The organism is Cryobacterium tepidiphilum (genome assembly GCF_003716325.1).
In the GTDB taxonomy this organism is placed as follows: Bacteria; Actinomycetota; Actinomycetes; order Actinomycetales; family Microbacteriaceae; genus Cryobacterium; species Cryobacterium tepidiphilum.
This window is the reverse complement of record NZ_RDSR01000029.1, coordinates 1-19882: the sequence shown is the minus strand read 5'-3', so window position 1 is coordinate 19882 and position 19882 is coordinate 1. Positions and strand designations below refer to the sequence as shown.

At 67.2% G+C, this 19882-nt stretch carries 18 protein-coding genes; 10 read left to right on the top strand and 8 right to left on the bottom strand.

What is annotated here, in order from left to right; all coding sequences use genetic code 11:
• Positions 1 to 10 precede the first annotated feature (10 nt).
• Together EEJ31_RS13455 and EEJ31_RS13450 are read left to right on the top strand one after the other, a co-directional pair.
• The gene (locus tag EEJ31_RS13455) at positions 11 to 523 is read left to right on the top strand and encodes a hypothetical protein (protein WP_148040191.1); all 513 of its coding nucleotides are present in this window, start codon (positions 11 to 13) and stop codon (positions 521 to 523) included.
• A gap of 2 nt (positions 524 to 525) precedes the next feature.
• Positions 526 to 1800, top strand: a complete 1275-nt coding sequence (locus EEJ31_RS13450) for a Zn-dependent hydrolase (RefSeq protein ID WP_123046816.1) — start codon at positions 526 to 528, stop codon at positions 1798 to 1800.
• On the opposite strand, the gene EEJ31_RS13445 is transcribed toward EEJ31_RS13450, so the two are convergent.
• Genes EEJ31_RS13445 through EEJ31_RS13420 form a run of 6 tightly spaced genes read right to left on the bottom strand, consistent with a single transcriptional unit; the run spans position 1794 to position 8336 of the window.
• The gene (locus EEJ31_RS13445) at positions 1794 to 2594 is read right to left on the bottom strand and encodes an aldolase/citrate lyase family protein (protein WP_123046797.1); all 801 of its coding nucleotides are present in this window, start codon (positions 2592 to 2594) and stop codon (positions 1794 to 1796) included. The two genes, EEJ31_RS13450 and EEJ31_RS13445, sit on opposite strands and share 7 nt — an antisense overlap.
• Positions 2579 to 3364 (bottom strand): 2-oxo-hept-4-ene-1,7-dioate hydratase, encoded by a 786-nt coding sequence (gene hpaH, locus EEJ31_RS13440; protein ID WP_123046796.1) that lies wholly within the window; start codon positions 3362 to 3364, stop codon positions 2579 to 2581. Before hpaH ends, EEJ31_RS13445 begins: the two co-directional genes overlap by 16 nt.
• A gap of 17 nt (positions 3365 to 3381) precedes the next feature.
• Complete coding sequence (hpaD, locus tag EEJ31_RS13435; RefSeq protein WP_123046795.1) at positions 3382 to 4530, bottom strand: 3,4-dihydroxyphenylacetate 2,3-dioxygenase; 1149 nt, start codon at positions 4528 to 4530, stop codon at positions 3382 to 3384.
• Between the two features lie 47 nt (positions 4531 to 4577).
• Positions 4578 to 6140: a 5-carboxymethyl-2-hydroxymuconate semialdehyde dehydrogenase gene (hpaE, locus tag EEJ31_RS13430; protein ID WP_123046794.1), complete on the bottom strand. Its 1563-nt coding sequence runs from the start codon at positions 6138 to 6140 to the stop codon at positions 4578 to 4580.
• Between the two features lie 13 nt (positions 6141 to 6153).
• A complete protein-coding gene (locus tag EEJ31_RS13425) occupies positions 6154 to 6843 on the bottom strand; it encodes a GntR family transcriptional regulator (protein WP_233563912.1) in 690 nt (229 codons plus the stop codon).
• Entirely contained in the window at positions 6840 to 8336 is a 1497-nt protein-coding gene (locus tag EEJ31_RS13420; protein ID WP_123046792.1) for a fumarylacetoacetate hydrolase family protein, read from the bottom strand. The genes EEJ31_RS13425 and EEJ31_RS13420 overlap by 4 nt, the downstream gene beginning before the upstream one ends.
• 112 nt (positions 8337 to 8448) lie before the next feature.
• Between EEJ31_RS13420 and EEJ31_RS13415 the strand changes: the two genes are divergently transcribed.
• Both EEJ31_RS13415 and EEJ31_RS13410 read left to right on the top strand, forming a co-directional pair.
• A complete protein-coding gene (locus EEJ31_RS13415; protein WP_123046791.1) occupies positions 8449 to 9828 on the top strand; it encodes an MFS transporter in 1380 nt (459 codons plus the stop codon).
• 8 nt (positions 9829 to 9836) lie between these two features.
• Positions 9837 to 11756: an FAD-binding monooxygenase gene (locus tag EEJ31_RS13410; RefSeq protein WP_123046790.1), complete on the top strand. Its 1920-nt coding sequence runs from the start codon at positions 9837 to 9839 to the stop codon at positions 11754 to 11756.
• Positions 11757 to 11763: 7 nt separating this feature from the next.
• Here the strand turns inward: EEJ31_RS13410 and EEJ31_RS13405 are convergent, their stop codons facing one another.
• Complete coding sequence (locus EEJ31_RS13405) at positions 11764 to 13416, bottom strand: thiamine pyrophosphate-binding protein (protein WP_123046789.1); 1653 nt, start codon at positions 13414 to 13416, stop codon at positions 11764 to 11766.
• A gap of 192 nt (positions 13417 to 13608) precedes the next feature.
• Between EEJ31_RS13405 and EEJ31_RS13400 the strand changes: the two genes are divergently transcribed.
• The 3 genes from EEJ31_RS13400 to EEJ31_RS13390 all read left to right on the top strand — a co-directional run bounded on the left by EEJ31_RS13400 (position 13609) and on the right by EEJ31_RS13390 (position 16524).
• Positions 13609 to 14265, top strand: coding sequence for a histidine phosphatase family protein (locus EEJ31_RS13400; RefSeq protein WP_123046815.1), 657 nt, complete (start codon positions 13609 to 13611; stop codon positions 14263 to 14265).
• 418 nt (positions 14266 to 14683) lie between these two features.
• Positions 14684 to 15895 (top strand): FAD-dependent monooxygenase, encoded by a 1212-nt coding sequence (locus tag EEJ31_RS13395; protein WP_158603965.1) that lies wholly within the window; start codon positions 14684 to 14686, stop codon positions 15893 to 15895.
• Entirely contained in the window at positions 15895 to 16524 is a 630-nt protein-coding gene (locus EEJ31_RS13390) for an NADPH-dependent F420 reductase (RefSeq protein ID WP_325049351.1), read from the top strand. The genes EEJ31_RS13395 and EEJ31_RS13390 overlap by 1 nt, the downstream gene beginning before the upstream one ends.
• Here EEJ31_RS13390 and EEJ31_RS13385 read toward each other — a convergent pair.
• On the bottom strand, positions 16494 to 17456 hold the full coding sequence (locus tag EEJ31_RS13385; protein ID WP_123046787.1) for a LysR family transcriptional regulator: 963 nt from the start codon (positions 17454 to 17456) through the stop codon (positions 16494 to 16496). The two genes, EEJ31_RS13390 and EEJ31_RS13385, sit on opposite strands and share 31 nt — an antisense overlap.
• 187 nt (positions 17457 to 17643) lie before the next feature.
• Between EEJ31_RS13385 and EEJ31_RS13380 the strand changes: the two genes are divergently transcribed.
• From EEJ31_RS13380 to EEJ31_RS13370, 3 genes are all read left to right on the top strand, one after another.
• Positions 17644 to 18675, top strand: a complete 1032-nt coding sequence (locus EEJ31_RS13380) for a thiamine pyrophosphate-dependent enzyme (protein ID WP_233563911.1) — start codon at positions 17644 to 17646, stop codon at positions 18673 to 18675.
• Entirely contained in the window at positions 18668 to 19696 is a 1029-nt protein-coding gene (locus tag EEJ31_RS13375; protein WP_233563910.1) for an alpha-ketoacid dehydrogenase subunit beta, read from the top strand. Before EEJ31_RS13380 ends, EEJ31_RS13375 begins: the two co-directional genes overlap by 8 nt.
• Positions 19689 to 19882: biotin/lipoyl-containing protein (locus EEJ31_RS13370; RefSeq protein ID WP_123046812.1), on the top strand; the 194-nt coding region annotated here is incomplete at its 3' end. The genes EEJ31_RS13375 and EEJ31_RS13370, both read left to right, overlap by 8 nt.

Sequence of the window (19882 nt, the reverse complement as noted above, 5' to 3'; positions counted from 1 at the left end):
AGGAATGATCATGGCTGCACTCACTGCCTCCATACCCCCGGCGGTGGCGCAGGATCGCGCGTCGCACCGCGATGACCTGGCAGCCGACCTGCGCGCCCTGGCGGACCGCCGGGGCGACGTGGACGCGTTCATGATCCTCTCCCGCCCGTCCATCCTCCGCCGCCTCGCGCGGATGATCGCGGAAACCCTGCCCGTGGGAATCGACCGGCTGGTCGGTTCGCACGGGCAGGACGACGCCCTCGTCTCCGCGGTCGCCCTGCACACCGGAATCCCGTTCGCCGTGGTCGACACGGCCTCCGGCGCGGTGCACGGCGAACTGCACGTGTCCGAGAAGGTGGCGATCGTTCGCACACGCCGCGCAGCGGGCGAGGGCACCCTGGAGCAGCGGCTGGAGGAGCTCGGGGCGCACGTCGTGACGTCGGTGAGCGTCCTCGCCGCCGAGTCGACGGCATCCGCTGGTGACCGCGCCTTGTTCGGCGCAGCTGACATCGCCGGCCCCGTCGTCCCGGGGAGGGCAGCGTGACCATGGTGCAGGGCGCCGTCGCCTCCGTACGCGCCGAGGACGTCGAGGTGCTCATTCGCGAGTTCGCCGCGATGACGGAGCCCGGCCCCGGTGTGACGCGACTGGCGTACTCCCGGCTCGAACGCGAGGCGCACGCTGTCTTCGCCCGGTACATGCGCGAGCTCGGCCTGATCGTGTGGACGGATGCCGCGGGCAACACCATCGCTGAACTCGCCGGCCAGGACGAAAGCCTGCCCGCGATCGGCACCGGTTCGCACCTCGACAGCGTTCCCGAAGGCGGCTCCTTCGACGGCGTGGCCGGAGTTGTCGCAGCCCTGGAGGTCGCGCGACTGTTCGTCCACGGCGACGTGCGGAACGTGCACCCCATGCGGTTCGTGGTCTTCGCTGCCGAGGAGGGCGCACGGTTCGGCCAGGCCTGCACCGGCAGCCGGATCGTGGCCGGACTGACGACCAGCAGCGACGTCGGCACGCTCGTCGACAACGACGGCGTCGTGCTGGCCGATGCGATGGCCGATGTCGGCATCGACCCCCGCCGCGTGGAGGACGCCGTCTGGCGGCGCGACGACTGGGCGGCCTTCGTCGAGCTGCACATCGAACAGGGCAGCGTCCTGACCGAGGTCGGCGCGCGCGTCGGCATCGTCGATGTCATCTCCGGCAGCACCCGGCTGCGGATCGACGTCACCGGGCGCGCTTCGCACACCGGCGGCACGCCCATGCACCGTCGAGCGGATGCCCTCGCGGCGGCCGCGCAGGTCATCCTCACGGCTGAGGAGATCGCCAACGACGCCGAGCACCGCGGAACGCGCATCACGGTGGGGCGCATCGAGGTGGGCCCCGGCTCGATCACCACCATTCCGGGCAGTGCGCACCTCTTCGTCGACGTGCGCGACATCGACAGCGACCGGCAGCGGGAGGCCGCCAGCCAGCTGATCGCCGCGGCGTACGGGGTCGGCGAGGAGCGCGGTGTCGGAATCCAGGTGGAGATGCTCGCCGATGCGTCACCGGCCGTGCTGCCGCTCTGGGTTCGGAGCTCAATCGCCCGCTCGGCCAGCGGGCTGGGCGTCGACTACCGGGTGATGCCGAGCGGCGCGAGCCACGACAGCCAGATGGTCAACCACGTCTGCCCGGCCGGCATGATCTTCGTGCCGAGCCAGAACCACGGCATCAGCCACGCGCCGGAGGAGTTCAGCCGGTTCGACGACCTCGCCCTCGGCGTGGACGTCCTGGCGGCGTCACTCCTCGACCTCGACGCCCGAATGCAGGCGGAGTCTCAGTAGCCGGCGCGGGACGCGTCGTTGCTGGCGGACCAGCGGGCCGCGAGCGCCTCTGACCCTCGAGCGAGCATCGCGACGTCCGCGCCGACGAGCAGGAATCCGGCGCCCGCGTCGAGGTAGGACTGGGCGACCTCGGGGTCGAACGCGTTGACACCAACAGGCTTTCCCGCCGCGCGAACCGCCGCGAAGGCGCGCAGGGCCGCGGCGGTGACATCCGGGTGCGTCTGTTGTCCCAGGAGGCCCATCGAAGCGGCGAGGTCCGACGGGCCGACGAAGACTCCGTCCACCCCGTCGATCGCCGCGATCGCGGCCGCCGCGTCGACTCCCGCGGCCGTCTCGATCTGAACGAAGAGCGACACGTGGTCGTCTGCGCTGTCCAGGTAGGCATCGACACGATTCCACCGGGCGGAGCGAGCCAGCGCCGATCCCACCCCGCGCCTGCCGTGGGGCGGATATCGCACCGCTTCGACCGCCGCCCGGGCCTCGTCGGGTGACGACACCATCGGGATCAGCAGGTTCTGCGCCCCGAGATCGAGCACCTGCTTGATGGTGACGATGTCGCCGACGGGAACGCGCACGACAGGCGTCACGTCATACGCTGCGACCGCCTGCAGTTGCCCCAGTACCGACTCGAGGCCGTTGGGGGAATGCTCCATGTCGATGAGCAGCCAGTCGAGCCCCGAGCCCGCGCAGATCTCCGCGATGAGCGGGCTGCCTGAGCAGACCCACATGCCCGCGAGCGGTCGTGGCGCCCCGTCCAGGCGCTGCCGGAATGTCGGGGCTAGACGAAGCGGCACGAGACGGTTCCCATCGGTCCATAGTCGGCGAGCACGGTGTCGCCCTTCTCGACCCACATCGGGCGCGTGAAGGAGCCGGCGAGGACGATCTCCCCGGCCTCCAGCCGGTCGCCGTGCTGGGCGAGCTTGTTCGCGAGCCAGGCGACACCCGCGGCGGGGTGGTTGAGCACCGCGGCCGCGACGCCCGACTCCTCGATCGCCTCGTTGCGATAGAGCAGGGCAGAGACCCATCGGAGGTCCACCGCGCCGGGCGGCGTCGGATTGCCGCCGTAGACCATACCGCCCATGGCCGCGTTGTCGCTGATGGTGTCGACGATCGTCCGGCCGGTCATCTCGATGCGCGACGACAGGATCTCGAGCGCCGGGACCACGTACTCGGTCGCCCGCAGGACGTCGAACACCGTCGCATCCGGACCGTCGATCGCCTCGCGCAGCACGAATGCCAGCTCGACCTCGACCCGCACATTGGAGAACCGGCCGTGCTCGATGATCGCGCCGTTCTCGAACACCATGTCGGCGAAGATCGCCCCGTAGTCCGGTTCGGTGATGCCCGTCGCAGCCTGCATGACCTTGGAGGTGAGCCCGATCTTCCGGCCCACGGGTCGTCTCCCGGCGGCGGTTCCGCGGCGACGCCACTCGTTCTGCACGGCGTAGGAGTCCTCGACCGTCATACCGGGATAGCGCATGGTCAGGAGCGGCACCGTCGTGCGGTCGCGCTCGGCGCCGGCCAGCTCATCGGCGATGGCGGTGATTGTCTCTGCAGGCAGCATTGTTCTCCTCGGTGAGACTACAGCTGGGCGCCCAGCTTGTACTCGCCCTTCTTCCACTCGGGCATGTCCTCGTCGTCTTTGCGCGTGTACGAGAAGCCGTCGGCGCCGATGGTGACCGCCATTTCGGAGGAGTCCGTGCGTGAGACGAGCGGCTGCGGGTTGCCGTCGAGGTCGAGGACCAGGGACGCCTCGGTGTACCAGCTCGGCACGACCGGGTTGCCCCACCAATCGCGGCGCTGGTTGTCGTGCACGTCCCACGTGACCACAGGGTTGTCGGGGTCCCCGGTGTAGTAGTCCTGCGTGTAGATCTCCACGCGGTGGCCGTCGGGGTCGCGAAGGTAGAGGTAGAACGCGTTGGACACGCCGTGCCGGCCCGGCCCACGCTCGATCGCGTCTGAGCGTCGCAGGGCGCCCAGCTTGTCGCAGATCGCGATGATGTTGTGCTTCTCGTGGGTGGCGAAGGCGACGTGGTGCATGCGTGGTCCGTCGCCACCGGTCATCGCGGTGTCGTGGACCGTGGGCTTCCGTCGCATCCACGCGGCGTACACGGTGCCGTCGCCGTCCTGGATGTCCTCGGTGACACGGAACCCGAGATCCTCCATGTACTTCACTGCGCGGGGGACATCCGGTGTCACCTGGTTGAAGTGATCGAGCCGCACCAGGGCACCCGGCGTGTACAGGTCGTAGCGCCAGGCGAGGCGTTCGACGTGCTCGACGTCGTAGAAGAACTCGTACGGGAATCCGAGCGGGTCCTCGACGCGGACCGCCTCGCCGATGCCCTTGGTGAAACCCTCCTTGCGGCGCTCGACGCGGCAACCGAGCTCGGTGTAGAACGCGACCGCCTTGTCGAGGTCCTCGGGCGAGCGCACGCGGTACGAGAACGCGGCGACCGCCGCCACCGGTCCCTTGCGCAGCACGAGGTTGTGATGGATGAACTCCTCGAACGAGCGCAGGTAGACGGTGTTCTCGTCCTCCTCGGTGACCACCAGATCGAGCACATCCACGTAGAACTTGCGGGAGAGCTCGAGGTCGGTGACGACGAGTTCCATGTAGGCGCAGCGCAGGATGTCGGGCGGCGGTGCGCTGGGGGTCGGGATGGCATTCGACGAGCGGATGGGGTCGGTCGCCGTGACGACAGGCTCAGGGGCTTCGGGGGTGATGGTCATGTCAGGCGTCCTTGCGTGAGGGTACTGGTCTGTGTCGTCGGGGCAGGTCAGAATGCCTCCTCCTCCGCCGCCTCCGCGACCTCTTGAGGAGGCGCGGACTTGCCGAAGGAGGGGTTGTGGACGGCGCCGAGGGTGATGTGCACCGCCTGCTGGTCGGTGTAGAAGTCGATGGAACGGTATCCGCCCTCGTGTCCCAGGCCGGAAGCCTTGACGCCGCCGAACGGGGTGCGCAGATCGCGCACATTGTTGGAGTTCAGCCACACCATGCCCGCCTCGATCGCCTGGGCGAAGTTGTGGGCGCGCTTGAGGTCGTTGGTCCAGAGGTACGCCGCGAGGCCATACCGCACGCCGTTGGCGAGGACGAGCGCTTCCTCTTCGGTGTCGAACGGCGTGATCGCGACCACGGGTCCGAAGATCTCCTCCTGAAAGATGCGGGCGTCGCTCGGCACATCCACGAAGACGGTCGGCTCGACGAAGTTCCCGGTGGGGAAGGCATCGGGGCGGCCACCACCAGCGACGAGCCGGGCCTCGGACTTGCCGATCTCGATGTAGCTCATGACCTTGTCGAAATGCTCCGGGTGCACGAGGGCACCGACCTCGGTGTCGCCGTCGTGCGGGTAACCCACGACGACCCGCTTCGCCTGCGCCGCGTAGCGCTCCACGAACTCGTCGTAGATCTCGCGCTGCACGAGGATGCGGCTGCCCGCCGTGCACCTTTCGCCGTTGAGGGAGAACACGCCGAAGATAGTGGCGTCGACGGCGGCCTCAAGGTCGGCGTCGGCAAAGACGATCGCCGGTGACTTGCCGCCGAGTTCCATCGACAGGCCCTTCAGGAACGGCGCAGCGTTGCCGAAGATGATCTGGCCGGTGCGGCTCTCGCCCGTGAACGAGATGAGGGGAACATCCGGATGCTTCACCAGAGCGTCGCCGGCATCCTCGCCGAGGCCGTTGACGAGGTTGAAGACGCCTTTCGGGAGGCCGGCCTCCTCGAAGATGCCGGCCCACAGCGATGCGGACAGCGGAGTGAACTCGGCGGGCTTGAGCACGACGGTGTTGCCGGTCGCGAGCGCTGGCCCGAGCTTCCACGACTCGAGCATGAACGGGGTGTTCCAGGGGGTGATCAATCCGGCGACGCCGATCGGCTTGCGGTTGACGTAGTTGATCTGGCGTCCGGGCACCTTGAAGGTGTCGTCCGCCTGGGCGACGATGAGGTCGGCGAAGAACCGGAAGTTCTCGGCCGCCCGCCGCGCCTGTCCGAGGGCCTGGGTGATCGGCAGGCCCGAGTCGAAGCTCTCGAGTTCGGCCAGGCGTGCGTCGCGTGACTCCACGATGTCGGCGATGCGGTGCAGGATGCGGGAACGCTCGCGCGGCAGCATCCGGGGCCACGGCCCGTGTTGGAACGCGTTCCGGGCTGCGACGACGGCGCGATCGATGTCGGCCTTCTTGCCGGCTGCCGCCTGCACGTAGACCTCGTTGGAGACCGGGTCGAGCACGTCGAACGTGTCGCCGTCGACCGAGTCGACGAACGCTCCATCGATGTAGTGCTGGATGCGATCGGGCAGGTCGGCGGGAACGTGCAGCGTTCGCGGTTGCGTTGTCGTCTGGCTCATTCGAACCTCCGGTTCAGAAGCTCAGGAGGCGCAGCGCCTCGTCGGGGTGTTCATGGATCAGGAAAGCATCGAGGGTGGCCGAGCGGTGGTGCCGGGCGGCCTTCTCGATCTCGTAGAGAGGAGCCTCCGCTTCGATGAGGAGAAGGAGGTTCTCGTGTTCCTGCACCGACTCCTGGGCGCGACCGGGAACGAAGGTGAAGGTCGAGTACCGAAGGTGCCCGAGCCGGGCCCACTCCGCATTCACGAGCTCAAGCATCCGCGGGTTCGCGCATTGGGCGAACAGGATCGAGTGGAACTCGCGGTTCAGGGCGGTGAAGGTGTGCGGTTCGAAATCGACGAGCCCGGCCGTCATCCGCTCGTTCACGGCTCGCGCCCGGCTGATGTCGTCGGCCGAGAGGTGGCGCGCGGCCAAGGCGATCGCGGCGGCTTCCATGACAGACAGCGCCTGCATGCTGAACCGGTACTGCGAGTCGTCGACCATCGACACGTGGGCGCCGACGTTGCGCTCGAAGGTGACGAGGCCCTCCGCCTCGAGCTGACGGATGGCCTCGCGCACAGGAACGACGCTCATGTCCAGTTCCCCGGCGATGGACCCGAGGACCAGCCGGTAACCCGGCGTGAACTCCTGTCGCGCGATCCGTTCCTTGATGTAGTGATAGGCGCGCTGGGATTTGCTCAGCGTCTTGTCGTCAGCCTGGCTCACTGCGTGTCCCGCCAATCCCGGTACCTCGCCTTCCATCCGGCGTTCATCGGGAAGAGGCCTTCGAGCTGATTCCCGGCGGCGACCTGCTTGGCGATCCAGCCGTCGGCATCCTCCTGCGCGAGAGCCGCGTCCGCGACCTCCTCCGCCAGCGCCGGAGGGATGACGATGACGCCGTCCGCGTCGCCGACGATGATGTCCCCTGGTTGCACGGTGGTCCCGCCGCAGGCGATCGTGACGTCGACGTCCCAGGGAACGTGCTTGCGCCCGAGGACGGCGGGGTGGGCGCCCGACGAGTAGACCGGGATTCCGACCGCCGCCACGGCTTCGGCGTCCCGCACGCTTCCATCGGTCACGATGCCTGCGGCGCCGCCGGTGTGGGCCCGAATGGCGAGGATGTCGCCCAGGGTCCCCGCGCCGGCCTCCCCGCGCGCCTCGATGATGATGACCTCGCCCGCGCCAACGGCGTCGAATGCGCGCTTTTGCGCGTTGTATCCGCCTCCGTGCGACTCGAAGAGGTCTTCCCGCAAGGGAACGAACCGAAGGGTTTTCGCGACGCCGACCAGTTTCGCCTCGGGGTGCAGGGGACGCACGCCGTCGATCGTCACGTTGTTCAGCCCCTTCTTGCGCAACTGGGCGGAGAGGCCGGCGACCGGTACCGCCTCGAGCTTGGCGCGCAGCCCTTCGGGTAGCCGCGTCGAGCTCGTCGAGGGGAGGCCGGCCGCCTCGCGGGAACCCCAGGCCTCCGCGCGCTGCGCGTCATCGGCGCCCGGAAGCGAGCCGAGAGCGGGATCGAAGGCGGTCTCACCCTGCACGACGGTCGTCCGAAGGCGTCCCGAGGAGGGGGAGCCGGATGCGGACGGCGCGTCGACCTCGACCTCGACGACGTCTCCCGGAACGACGACGGATGAGCCGGCCGGCGTGCCGGTGAGGATGACGTCGCCGGGCTCCAGCGTGACGTGCTGGGCGAGGTCGGCGACGATCTGCGGGAAGGAGAAGAGGAGATCCGCTGTCGTGTCGTCCTGGGCGAGGTCGCCATTGACCCAGGTGCGGATGCGAAGACCCGCGGGGTTCACCGATCGCGCGTCGACCAGCTGCGGGCCGAGCGGCGTGAAGCCATCCCGGCCCTTCGAGCGGACGTTGGAACCCCGGTCGTTCGCGCGCAGGTCGTAGAGCCCGAAGTCGTTGGCAGCGGTCACCCAGCCGATGACGTCCCACGCGTGCTCCACGCTCACGCGTCTCGCCGGCGTTCCCACCACGAGAGCGATCTCGCCCTCGAACGCGAGGAGTTCGGTACCGGCCGGCCGTTCGATGGTGCCTTCTGAGGCCGCGACCGAGCTGGACGGCTTGAGGAAATAGGAAGGCGAGGCGGGCCGGCGACCGCGTTGATCCGCCCGGGACGGATAGCTGAGGTGCACCGCGATGATCTTCCCCGGTCGCGTGGGCAGGCCGGCGAAGCGGGGGTCGCCCTGGTCGTGCGTCGGCTGTTCCGTCATGAGCTCCCTTGCCTGTTGTTTCGTATCCGAAATCGTATATCATGGTGCTGCGTCTGGCAAGGTTCCCCGGGACCTTTCCAGGCGGCACCCAACAGACAAAGGAGTCCAGCGCATGAGCGCAGTAGCAAACGGGTTGACCCCGACGGGAACCATAGCCACCACGGATGACCGTCGCCGCGTCGTCTTCGCCACCATCGTCGGCACCACCGTGGAGTGGTACGACTTCTTCATCTACGCCATGGCGGCGGGCCTCGTCTTCGGGGACCTCTTCTTCAAGCCCGCGGGACCGTCCCTCGCCACGCTGCTCTCCTTCGGGACGGTCGGGCTGAGCTTCCTGTTCCGTCCGCTCGGTGCCTTCCTCGCCGGCCACTTCGGTGACAAATACGGGCGCCGGCTCGTGCTCGTCGTCACGCTCATCCTGATGGGAGCGGCCACCACGCTCGTCGGCGTGCTCCCCACCTACCAGGCGATCGGTGTCGCAGCTCCGGTGCTGCTGATCCTGCTCCGCATCCTGCAGGGTGTCTCGGCCGGCGGCGAGTGGGGCGGCGCCGTCCTGATGGCGGTGGAGCACGCGCCGCGGCCCCGCCGCGGATTCTTCGGCGCCGCACCGCAGATCGGCGTTCCCATCGGGTTGCTCCTGGCCTCGGGGATGAACGCCCTCATGACCATCATCGCGCCCGGCGAGGCCTTCCTCGCCTGGGGCTGGCGCGTCCCGTTCCTGTTCTCCTTCCTCCTGGTGCTCGTCGGCTACTACGTGCGGCGCCGCGTCGAGGAGAGCCCGGTGTTCATGGAGATCGCTGAGCGGCGCGAGAAGACGCGCATGCCGATCGTCCAGTTGTTCCGCAAGCACACGCTGCTGGTGATCATCGCCGCGTTCGTCTTCGCCGGCAACAATGCCGTCGGCTACATGACCACGGGCGGCTACATCCAGAACTACTCCACCAACCCCGATGGTCCACTGGGGCTCGACCGGGGGCCGGTCCTCTGGGCCGTCACCGGCTCGGCCATCACCTGGCTCATCTCCACGGCACTCGGCGGCTGGGTGAGCGACAAGATCGGCCGTCGATCCACGTACATCATCGGCTGGGTCGTGCAGTTGGTCGGCGTCTTCGCCCTCTTCCCGCTCGTGAACACCGGGAACATCGGCTTGCTGTTCCTCGGGCTCGCGCTTCTCACCCTCGGCCTCGGCTTCACCTATGGTCCGCAGGCGGCGCTGTACTCCGAACTGTTCCCGGCGTCCATCCGCTTCTCGGGGGTATCCATCTCGTATGCCCTCGGGGCGATTCTCGGGGGCGCTTTCGCGCCGACGATCGCCACGGCCCTCGTCCAGGCCACGGGTACGACCGTGTCGGTGACCTGGTACCTCGCGGGCGTCACCCTGCTCGGGTTCATCGCGACGCTGCTGCTGAAGGATCGCTCCGGTATTCCCCTGGGTCCGGACTTCGAGGCGGAGCAGACCAAGAGCCCGGTCTACGGCCTCTCCCGGGCCTGAGGAGTCCCATGCAATTCCACCACCACGGCTACGTCTCGCACGACCCGCGCCTGAGCCCTGCCGCAGGCGTCGGCCTGGACCGCCCCGACGAGCTTCCGGAGGAGGTCGACGTGCTCATCGTGGGCACGGGGCCGGCCGGGATGATCCTGGGGGCCCAGCTGTCGCAATTCCCGGACATCACGACCCGCATCGTCGAACGCCGGGACGGACGCCTCGCGATCGGGCAGGCCGATGGCATCCAGGCTCGCAGCGTGGAGACCTTCCAGGCGTTCGGCTTCGCCGAGCGCATCATCAGCGAGGCCTACCGGATCACCCAGATGAATTTCTGGAGCCCGGATCCAGCCGACCCGACGAGCATCATCCGCACGGCGCGCACGGAGGACGACCCGGCGGGGATCAGCGAGTTCCCGCACCTCATCGTCAACCAGGCCCGGGTGCTCGACTATTTCGCCGAGGTCATGGCGAACTCGCCCAGCCGGATGACGCCCGACTACGGCCTGGAGTTCGAGCGCCTCGACGTCGCGGACGACGGCGAGTTCCCGGTCACGGTCACTCTGCGCCATTCCGCGGGTTCCCATAGCGGACAGGTGCGCACCGTCCGGGCGAAGTACGTGGTGGGCTGTGACGGGGCGCGGAGCGCCGTGCGCGAATCGATCGGTCGCGCGCTCGTCGGCGACCAGGCCTTCCACGCCTGGGCGGTCATGGACGTCCTCGCCGTGACGGATTTCCCCGACATACGCACGAAGTGTGCCATCCAGTCGCACAAGGGCAGCATCCTGCACATTCCCCGCGAAGGCGGCTACCTCTTCCGCATGTACGTGGACCTGGGCGAGGTCAGGTCCGACGACCGCGGCGCCGTGCGAACGACGACGGTCGAGGCCGCCGTCGCCAAGGCGAACGAGATCCTCCACCCGTACACGCTCGACGTGAAGGACGTCGCCTGGTACAGCGTGTACGAAGTGGGGCACCGCGTCACCGACAAGTTCGACGACGTGCCCGAGGGGGAGGAGCGCACCCCACGGGTGTTCATCGCCGGTGACGCGTGCCACACCCACAGTGCGAAGGCCGGGCAGGGAATGAACGTCTCCATGCAGGATGGCTTCAACCTCGGCTGGAAGCTCGCGCACGTCATCAGCGGCAGGAGCCCGGAATCACTGCTGGCCACCTATTCGGCCGAGCGCCAAGTGATCGCGCAGAACCTCATCGACTTCGACAAGCAGTGGTCGAGCCTGATGGCCGCGAGACCCGAGGATGTCGAGGATCCCGCCGCACTCGGCGAATTCTACGTGCGCACGCAGGAATTCCCCGCCGGGTTCATGACCCAGTACGCGCCGTCGATGCTGATCGGCGACGGGGCGCACCAGTCCCTGGCCACCGGGTTCCCCGTGGGCAAGCGCTTCAAGTCCGCACCGGTCGCCCGCGTCGCCGACGGCAACCCCGTCCACCTGGGGCACCATCACCGGGCGGACGGGCGCTGGCGCCTGTACGCATTCGCCGACGCCCCCGCTCCAGGCGAGGCGTCCGCCGTCGCCGACTGGGCGCAGTGGCTGGCAAGCTCGCCCGACTCACCGGTGCTGACATACACGCCCGCTGCCACCGACCCGGACAGCGTTTTCGACGTCAAGGTCGTCTACCAGCAGCGGCATGTCGATGTCGATCTCGGTCGGGTGCCCGGGATGTTCCTGCCTCGGGTCGGCCCGTTCGGACTCATCGACTATGAAAAGGTGTACGCCACCGATAACACGGCGGACATCTTCGACCTGCGCGGAATCGACCGGAACACCGGCTGCGTCGTCGTCGTGCGTCCCGACCAGTACGTCGCCGCCGTCCTTCCGTTGACCGACACCGAGGCACTCGCCGCTCACTTCGCACCGATCATGCGCCCGGTGACCGCGGCGGGAGCGGCGGCTGTGGAGCAGCCGGCCTAGGAGCCGGTCAGGAGTTCACGCGGATGATCTCCTGCTGGTACGGCGCGATCACGTGTGTCGACACGCGGAGGTCGAGAAGCAGGAACGGCCGGTCGCCGACCGGGGTGCTGGTCCATTCCCCGAGCCGGTCGAGGTCACCGAGCGTGCGGACGACGACGCCCTCGGCACCCACGCCGCGGGCGAGGGCAGCGAAGTCCACCTCCGGAATCCGCATGGGTTCCGGCGCGAGGCCCTGGAGGCCGTAGAGGTTCACCTCCGCCCCGTAGGCGCCGTCGTTCCAGACGACCGCGAGGCCCCGGCCGGCGGCCGCCCGCACGGCAGAATCGAGGTCGGCGAGCGCCATGAGGCCCCCGCCGTCCCCGGTGCTGAGCACGATCGTCGCCTCCGGTCGGGCGAGGGCGGCACCGGGAACGCTGGGAAACCCGAGCCCGATGGACTGGTACGCCGTGCCGACCATGATCATCCGCTCGGGTGACGCCACCGGCCAGTACATGTTCGCCCACCCGATGAAGTGGCCGCCGTCGGAGACCACCACGCGGTCTTCGGGCAGCAACTCGCCGATGCGCACCGCCGCCGAGCGCGGGTCGAGCCGCCCGTCAGGGGCCACCGTGTCGCCCGGTTCGCGGGCCAGGAGCGGGGCCACATCGATCGACTCCCGCCATCCGCTGCGCCCACCGCCCAGGGACGCCAGCTCGGCGACGAGGGCGGATGCCACGAGCGCGGCATCGCCCTCGATGTGGTCATCCACGCGCGCATGCGTCGGAGCGGGGGCGAGGTCGACCTGCACGACGTGGGTACCAGGGGCGAAGAGGTCGCCGAAGCGCATCGTGAACTGGTTCAGGGACGCACCGAAGACCACGGCGACGTCGGCGTCGCGGACCAGCTCCATCGCACCCGCTGCCCCGAAGCCGCCGGTGACGCCGAGGTCGAACCGCGCGGCCGGGAAGATACCCCGGGCGAGCGCCGTCGACCCGGTGATCGCACCGGTCGCCTCGGCGAGGTCCCCGAGCGCCGCGCCGGCATCGGCGAGCCACGCGCCGCGGCCCGCGAGCAGGAAGGGACGGTTCGCGTCGGCCAGCGTGTGCGCGAGGGCCGACACCGCGGGGGAACCGACCACTCCGGTGATCGACGACGGTGCCGGCAGCTGCAGCGTGCGAGCCGAAGGCAGCGGGCCGGCCTCCTCCTTCGCGAGGTCGTAGGGAATGGCGATGATCGCGGGGGCCCGCGTGGTGAGGGCGTGCGTGAGCGCGGCGATCGTCGTGCCTGCGGCCTCGTCGCGGGTGACCGTGAAGGTGCGCGCACCCACGGCGGCGGCGAGTGCCGTCTGGTCGACGTCCCACGGCCGGCGCCCGGCCGTCGGGGCGTCGCCCGTGACGAGCACGAGGGGAACGCGCGCCTGCACGGCTTCGGCGAGTGCGGTCAGCGTGTTGCTGAAGCCGGCCCCGTAGGTCGTGGTCGCCGCCGCGATTCCGCCCCCGGCCCGGAAGTGCGCGTCGGCGGCGGTCACGGCGCCCGCCTCATGGCGCATCGACGTGTAGCGCGCCGGGGTCTGGCGGAGCAGGGCGTCGAGGAAATGGGCGTTGCCGTTGCCCATCACCCCGAACACGTGGTCGATGTGCTGGGCGAGGGTGACGGCGACGTGGGTGGGGACAGTGGACATGGCGAAGCCTTTCAAGACACACACGGGAACGAATCCGATATGTGTCTCGCCCACGTCATCGTCGGCTACGTGCCCCTTTTTCGAGCACCGGAACGCGCTCGGCGCCCGGACGACACAACGATATAGGATCGGTGCCCGGGGCGTCGAGGGGGAGTGACGTGCGTTCCGGCCGAGTCCGACGAGAGGAACAAGGTGCGGTTACTGCTGATCAGGCACGGCCAGACGCCATCGAACGTGCGGGGCGCTCTCGACACCCTGGTTCCCGGCCCGGGGCTCACGCCGCTCGGCCTCCAGCAGGCGGCGGCGATCCCGAACGCCCTCGCGGATGAACCGATCGACGCGCTCTACGCATCCGTTCAGACCCGCGCCCAGCTCACCATCGCACCGCTCGCCGACGCGCTCGGGCTGCCCGTCATCGTGCGCGAGGGCCTTCGCGAGGTGGGGGCAGGCGACCTCGAGATGAACAACGACCGCGTCTCGGTGGAGCGATACCACGACGTGGCGTTCGGCTGGGCGGCGGGCGACCTCGACCGGCGGATGCCCGGGGGTGAGAGCGGCGCGGAGGTCTTCGGGCGCTTCGACGCCGTGATCGAGGAGATGGCCGCAAGCGGCGCCACGACCGTCGCCTGCGTCTCCCACGGCCAGGTGATCCGGGCGTGGACGGCGGCCCGCGCCGACAACATCTCCGTGGAGTTCGCCGCCCGCCACGAGTTGCACAACACCGCCGTCGTCGCGCTCGAGGGCTCGCCCGCCGGCGGGTGGACCGCGCTGTCGTGGATGGGTTTGGCGGTCGGCGGGGGAGCCGTCGACGAGGGCCTGCAGACCGGCCCGGGCGGCGAGCCGGCCTGACCCGCCCCGCCCTTCGACCGGGTCGCTCTCCTTCTCCACGCACCCGCGTGCCACCTGGCGATCGACCAGGCGGCTGACGCTGGCTGGTGAGCAGCGTGTGCCGCTTCGGGGATACCGCAACCGATGCGCACGTCCATCGAAGTGAATCAGCGGCTCATCGGCGAAATCCGAGAGGGCCGCCCGGTTCGTCGCTCTCCCTCAAATGTCAATTCAATCAAAGTACATGTTCAAACAACTGTGATTTACATATAGAGGACGCCGTCACAAGCTTAGAGAAACCACTCCGTATGCGCCGAGGCCGGCCCCGAAAGCGATGTCCTGCACAGGGGAGCAGGTGCAACGCCCGGATCAAGTCGACATTGGGGCGATGCGAGTGGGAGCAGTGCCCAGTGTTGAGCAGGCTAGGCGAGGAGAAGCAATGGTAAGCCACACCACGAGAATCGCGGTCATAGGCGGAGGGATTGGCGGACTCACGGCTGCGATTGCGCTGACGAGGATCGCAGATGTCCGGGTCACCGTGTTCGAACAAGCCCCCGAGCTCGGCGATGTCGGCGCCGGCGTCACGGTCGCCCCGAATGGCCAGCGTGTTCTCGAAAAGCTCGATGCGCTTGAGCCGGTCAAGCGCGCGGGAGCGACCCCCGACGGGCCGGGTATCTACATGGATGCTTTGGGCAGCGTCGTGACCGATGCGGCATGGGAAGACACGGCCAAGCGGTACCAGAACATTGGAATGTACCGACCCGATCTGGTGGACGTTCTGGCAAAGGAGGTCGCGCCGGAGTCGGTGCGTCTGGGACATCGACTGACGTCGGTTCGCGCCCTGGATGAGGGTGTCCGCGTCGAATTCGAGAATGGCTTTCACGACGAGTTCGACGGAGTGGTTGGCGCGGACGGCGTCCACTCGGTGGTGCGGGACTCGCTTATGGAACTCCCACACCCCGTGTACTCCGGGTCCATTGCCTACCGCGGAGTGATCGCCGCTGCCCTTCTTCCTGACGACTGGCCGATGATCAGTCAAGTGTGGATGGGCGAGGGGAAGCACTTCATGTGTTACCCGCTGCAGCAACGCAAGTTGTTCAACTATGTGGGGTTCGTGCCGAGCGACAGGCCACTTAAGGAATCGTGGTCGGCGCCGGGTGATGTTGGTGAGCTCGCTGCGGAGTTCGGCGGGGATAAGTGGGATGCCACGCTCCGCCGCTTCATCGACCTCATCGATCACACGTTTTGGTGGGGCCTCTACGACCACGAGCCGCTCTCGAACTGGTCGCGCGGACGAATCACGTTGCTCGGCGACTCAGCGCATACCATGCTGCCGCATGCCGGCCAGGGCGTGAATCAGGCCATGGAAGATGCCATCACGCTGGCATTCTTCCTCAGGGAGGCCGATGGAGCCCACGAGATCGCGGAGGCATTCAAGCGCTACACCGCCATTCGTATGCAACGCACGGCGATCCTGCAGAACAGTTCGCGTCGGAGCGGCTCGCAGTTCGACGCGCAAAACGAATTCGCCGACATCAAGAAGCGCGATGCAGACCTGCGTGCAGGCCGTGACTTCCGCCGAAGCGTGCTGTTCGACTTCGACGCCGTGGCGGCAGCCGAACGAGCACTCAAGCGATACAGGAGGATCTAATGACCATGACATCGATCAGCATCATCGGTACCGGCAAGATGGGCTCGGCTATCGCCGGGATCGCGGCGCGCGCGGGAGCGACGATACAAATCATTCGCCGCCGCGCCGGAGCAGGCTCGTCGCTCGAGCGCTCGGATGCGGAGTACGGCGTTGTCGGAGACCGTCTCACCGGCGACCTCGTCGTCCTTGCCGTCCCCTATGAAGCGTATCCGAGCATTCTCGAGCACTATCGGGATCAGCTGAGCGGCAAGGTCGTCATCGATATCAGCAATCCGATTGACTTCACGACCTATGACGAGCTGCTGGTCCCCGCGGACTCCTCGACCGCGATCGAGCTTGCAAAGGAGCTCCCGCTCGATACGACAGTGGTCAAAGCGTTCAATGTGAATCTCGGCGACACGCTGAGTGCGGGCACCAACGGCACGACAACGACCACTGTCCTGTTCGCCGGTGACGATCCGGAGGCCAAGATCGCCCTCACGACCCTCATTGAGTCGGCAGGACTGCGTGCGGTCGATGTGGGCCCCCTCTCGCGCGCGAGGGAACTAGAGGCCATGGGTTTCCTGCAGATCATCTTGGCAGCGAGCGCCAAGACGCATTACGAGTCCGGGTTCACGCTCCTGTCCTGAGCGGGGACCGCCACCGTATCTGGAGCGGGCTTGCCAGCACCGCCGAGTCTCTCTGCCGCGAAGTCGAGAAGTGCCGAGGCTCGAGGCGTGAGACTCAGATCTTCGGGCCAGATTCCCACGACGTGAGACTGGGTGACCGGTGGGTCGAAGCGGCGGATGACGAACGGCCGCCCTTCCGCGCTTATCTGAGCCGCGTTGGGTCGCGACATGAGAAGGCCGTAACCTATACCCCGGCTCACGATCGCCTCGACCAGGCTGATGTGGGCAACTCGTGCTGCCGTCTTCGGCTGGAGGCCGCGCGCGGCGAACGCGTCAGTGACGTTGCGAACACCGGGAGCCGCGTCGACTTCGACATATGGTTCGTCTGCAAGATCCGCGAGGTCGATCGTGGCGGCCTGCGCGAGTGGATGATCCGGGTGAAGGTGGACTTCGAGCTCGGTGGCGTAGATCTTGCGACGGGAGTACCCCGCTGGCAGTGACACGTCGTAGACGAGTGCCACGTCGAGATGGCCCGCATCGAGCGCGGAGCACAGCTCTTCGTTCGTGCCCAGCATGAACTCGATGGTCACCCCAGGATGCCTTTTGGGGAAGCCTTCGAGAAGCTCGGGGATCACACTCGTAGAGAAGCCCGAATAGCAGCCGAGCTTGACGGGACCCCGGAGTTCCTGCCCTTCGCCGGCGCTCAGAATGAGCTCCCTAGTGTCAAGGAGGATCCGGTGGGCCTTCTTGGCGAACTCCTGGCCAGTCGGCGTCAAGGTAAGGCCTCGAGCCTTGCGTCGCACGCAGAGTTGTGCCCCCACCGCGCGCTCAAGATTTGTGATGGCCTGCGACAGCGCAGACTCCGAGATGTGCATGTGGGCTGCGGCTGTACTCAGCGTCGTGAAATTCGGCAGTGCGGCGAACAGTTCAAGCTGCCTCAAGCTCACATCCATCACGGTTCTTCTCTCCAAGCTTCTGCGACTGGATCGAATTATATCTTCTTTCTATAGCGATTTACTTTCAGTGTTGAGCCTCACACAATGAGTGGGACACCGAAGACGGCTGATTCCACCGACGAGAGTGGCAATGACGGCCGATTGGTCTGTCAAAGATTGCAGCCAAGCGTGAGGAGTGAAGGGTTTGACTACAGAGACGTCGACACCGCTTGAAGGAGAAGCGGGACTGTCCACCGAACTACTCAAAGATCTCTATGCCAAGATGCTCATCACACGGCAGGTTGATACGAGTGCGATCGCGATGCAGCGCGAGGGCCTCATCTTGGCTTATTCGCCACTGCGCGGCCAAGAAGCGGCGCAGATCGGCAGCGGCATCGCACTCGACCTGGCCCGAGACTTCGCCTTTCCTACGTATCGTGAACTTGGAGTTGCGGTTGCGATGGGAGTCGATCTCGTCGGCTACCTGGCTAGCTACCTTGGTATTTGGCACGGCGGTCTTTACGATCCGATGGCTTCGCGCTTCGGGTCGATCAACGCGGTGGTCTCGGGGTCGGTGCTGCACGCCGTGGGGTGGGCAAAGGGGGCACAGCTCTCCGGTGACGGTGGCGTCGCCGTCACCTATTTTGGCGATGGGGCGAGCTCCGAGGGCGAAGTGCACGAGGCCATGAACCTTGCCGGGATCGACAAGCTGCCCGTCGTCTTCTTCTGCCAGAACAACGGTTGGGCGATTTCCCTCGCTGCCGAACGTCAGATCGCCGGTGGTACTGTCGCGGGGCGCGCCGCCGCTTACGGCATCGAGGGCGTGCAGATCGATGGCAATGATGTCATCGCCGTGCTTCACGCAACACGACAGGCACTCGCTCGCGCCCGAGCCGGAGACGGGCCGACTGTTATCGAGGCGATGACCTATCGCGCCGGCCCACATTCGACGTCCGACGATCCTGGCCGCTATCGTTCGCTCGATGACGAACAGAAGTGGCTGTCGAGAGATCCGATCGCGAGCTTCGCTGAACGCTTGCGTGCGGAAGGGATCGCCGACGAGCAGTTCTTCCTGGCCGCCTCAGCCGAAGCAGCGCGCGCCGCCGACGCCGTTCGCGCGGGCCTCGCGGCGCTGGGCGACCGACCGGGTGAGGAACTTTTTGATTTCGTGTTCGCTAATCCGACGGCGACACTCCAGGAGCAGAAGCACGCGTGGCAGGAGAGTACCCATGACTGAGTCGAAGAGCACCGTGTCGGGGACTCCGGCGACGCACGTGAGAATGCAGGGAGCCCTGAATCTCGCACTGAAGCATGCGCTCGCCGAGGACGATCGCACGCTCGTCTTCGGCGAAGACGTTGCGAAGCTCGGCGGCGTGTTCCGCGTGACCGATGGCCTGCAAGAGACGTTCGGCATCGACCGCGTCTTCGACTCTCAGTTGGCGGAGGCGAGCATCATCGGCATGGCCGTCGGCCTCGCTCTGCACGGATACCGGCCCATCCCGGAAATCCAATTCGACGGATTCGCTTATCCCGCCATGAACCAGATCGTCACTCAAATGGCGAGGATGAATTATCGCACGCGAGGCGCTGCACCTATGCCGATCACGCTGCGCCTGCCGAGTTTCGGCGGAATCCGGGCCCCGGAATTCCACGGAGAGAGCCTGGAGTCCGTGCTGGCTCACGTCCCGGGCCTGAAGGTCGTGTCTCCCTCGAGCCCGAATGAGGCGTACCAGCTGCTTCGCCAGAGCATCGCGGATCCGGACCCGGTTGTTTTCATGGAGCCGAAGGCGCGCTATTGGAACAAGGCCGAGTTCGACCCCCACGTGCCGGTCTCCGATTATCTGCCCATCGGCAGGTCCCGTGCGGTCCGGTCTGGCAAGCACGTCACGCTCATCGCGTGGGGTGCCATGGTCGCGAAGTGCTTGCGCGCGGCGGAACTCGCCGAAGAGGACGGCGTTGAGATCGAAGTCCTGGATCTGCGCTGGCTGAAGCCGATCGACGTTGCCGGCCTCGAGGAGTCCGTGAGCCGCACGAAACGGGCCGTGGTCGTGCACGAAGCACCATTCAGTGGTGGCCTCGGCGGCGAGGTGAGCTCGATCATCACCGAGCGCTGTTTCGACTCGTTGCGCGCGCCCGTGCAACGAGTTGCCGGGTACGACGTGCCTTATCCGTCCGGAGCTCTGGAAGACCAGTATTTGCCGAGTGTCAACCGGATCTTGAGGGCCGTTCAACGCGTATTGGAGTATCGACGTGGCTGAAAGAACGCTGGTTCTTCCCGACCTGGGCGAGGGTCTTCTCGACGCCACCGTGTTGGAGTGGTTAGTGTCGGTGGGCGATCATGTCGAGCGCGGCGACGCGCTCGTGGAGGTCGAGACGACGAAGTCCGCCGTCGAGCTGCCGTCACCCCAGTCCGGGACGGTGGCCCGATTTCACGCTGAGGCTGG